Origin of the sequence: uncultured Agitococcus sp. (assembly GCF_937920075.1) — a bacterium.
GTDB lineage: Bacteria > Pseudomonadota > Gammaproteobacteria > Pseudomonadales > Moraxellaceae > Agitococcus.
The window spans coordinates 1-1,858 of record NZ_CALETI010000079.1 but is presented as its reverse complement, the minus strand read 5'-3'; the positions used below and the strand labels follow the sequence as shown (position 1 = coordinate 1,858).

The 1,858-nt window shown below is 42.2% G+C and carries 3 protein-coding genes; 2 read left to right on the top strand and 1 reads right to left on the bottom strand.

The features are described from left to right. Positions 1-10 precede the first annotated feature (10 nt). A complete protein-coding gene (locus tag Q0212_RS03130) occupies positions 11-229 on the bottom strand; it encodes a hypothetical protein (protein WP_297922082.1) in 219 nt (72 codons plus the stop codon). Between the two features lie 164 nt (positions 230-393). On the opposite strand from Q0212_RS03130, the gene Q0212_RS03125 reads away from it, so the two are divergent. Both Q0212_RS03125 and Q0212_RS03120 read left to right on the top strand, forming a co-directional pair. After that, a complete protein-coding gene (locus Q0212_RS03125; protein ID WP_297922079.1) occupies positions 394-1,221 on the top strand; it encodes an AAA family ATPase in 828 nt (275 codons plus the stop codon). Positions 1,222-1,287: 66 nt separating this feature from the next. Then, entirely contained in the window at positions 1,288-1,854 is a 567-nt protein-coding gene (locus tag Q0212_RS03120) for a hypothetical protein (protein WP_297922076.1), read from the top strand. Positions 1,855-1,858 lie beyond the last annotated feature (4 nt).

Here is a 1,858-nt window from a genome sequence, read left to right as displayed (position 1 = left end):
ATCAAAAATATCATTTATCATTGTTATTGTCCTTTTCACAATCGCAATCTTTTAATAAATAAGCTGAGAGTTTTTCGATTGTCGAAATGTTTGCACCTGTAGCACTGCCAGTTTTTAAGTACAAAACAGTGTTGTAATGTAAGCCAGTCGCAACCGCCACCATCTCTAACCGTCTATCTTGTAAACGCTCACGAATTTCTGGAATAGTTAAAAGTCGTGTATTGCTCATTTTTTTAGTCTCTATGCTTGTTTATGATGTTTGCATCTTAACAATAAAAATGTAGATTATCTATAATTTTTTATAGACAGCCCAACAAAAATGTATTAGATTATGCTCATCAAGCGCAGCCAATGGCTTTACTTGATGAAAACACAATCCAACGGAGTTACAAAATGTCTATTTTAGCAAGCATTAAAAAAGCTACCCCTCAAGCACCTGTTATCACGATTGTTGGTTTTGCAGGTTCAGGCAAGTCAACAATGGCGGGTATGTTCCCAAACCCTATTTTTGTACAAGCTGAAAACGCCACTTCTGTTTTCGAAACATGGGCGGAAGATGCGCAGCCAGCTTTTTTGCCACAATTACCGCAGCCAAACGCTAAACGCAATATCAAAACATCTGACGAGTTATTCGCACAATTGCGCGAGCTAATGACCGAAGTACACCCATTTAAGACAGTGGTATTTGACACAATCACCGCGCTTAATTTGTTATTTGAGCAAGAAGTGGTTGAGTTTGACGACAAAGGCGCTTCAAACATTGGCGAAGCGGCAGGAGGCTATAACAAGGGCTATTTAGTGGTAGCAGGTTTACACGCTAAATTACGCAGCGCGTGCGAACACCTACGCAAAAAAGGGATCACAGTCGTATTCCTTGCCCACACTGGAATCATTAAGCTAAAAAACCGCCCCGACAGTGGCGAGTATGTCGCTTACTCTTTAGATATGCCCGAAAAGTCACGCGCCATTTATGTTAGTAGCAGCGACTTGGTGGGCTACTTAAAAGCGCGTGATTTCGTGGTGGGCAATGAAGAAAACAAAAAAGGCCAAACCCAAAAATATGGCCGCGTAACAAACACGGGCGAGCGTGTTTTGATTACTAGCAGCGATGGTACTGTAGGTTATATTGACGCTAAAAACCGCTATTCTTTACCCGATGAAATTGAAGTAAACAAAGGTGAAAATCCTTTGCTTGATTTGATTCCGTTTTTTAAGTCTTAACCTAACCCTTTAACCCTGTATTTTACTTTTACAACAACGCGCCTATGGTGCAATCGGAGATACATCATGTCATTTTGGCAAAAACAAGACGGCTCAGCCGTAGAAAACACAACCAGCTTCGAGATGGGTGGCGGTGATATTAAGCCAATTCCTAACAATACCGCGTTAATCGCGGCAATTGAAGAAGCAAAGTGGGCTGAGTATGACGGCGAACATTATATCAATTTGAAATGGCGTGTTATGCGCCCTGCTGATTATGCTAACCGCGTTATTTTTCAAAAATTACACGTCTTTGACCCTAAAAAAGGCGACAAAGCCAAGCAAATGCTTGCAGCGATTGATGCGAATTGCGGTGGTAAATTAGCGCGTTTGAACGACGCGCCCGAAGACCACGACTTAATGACGGCTTTAATTGGTAAGCCGATGGCAGCTAAGGTTCAAGTGTGGGAGATTAACGGCAAAACAGGAAACTGGATTAGCGCGGTTAGTCCTGCCAAGCCACAAGCACCAGTACAAGCACAACCACAGACACAACCTCGTCAACCTGCACAAAACGCGCATAATCAAGCGAAGTCTAACGCATATCAACCGCAAAATAACGTGATTGATGATGAGGATGATATTCCGTTTTGATGTA

What these genes read in the sequence shown, in the direction of transcription:
- Q0212_RS03130 (WP_297922082.1), bottom strand. Translation starts at nt 229, where the DNA reads ATGAGCAATACACGACTTTTAACTATTCCAGAAATTCGTGAGCGTTTA.
- Q0212_RS03125 (WP_297922079.1), top strand. Translation starts at nt 394, where the DNA reads ATGTCTATTTTAGCAAGCATTAAAAAAGCTACCCCTCAAGCACCTGTT.
- Q0212_RS03120 (WP_297922076.1), top strand. Translation starts at nt 1,288, where the DNA reads ATGTCATTTTGGCAAAAACAAGACGGCTCAGCCGTAGAAAACACAACC.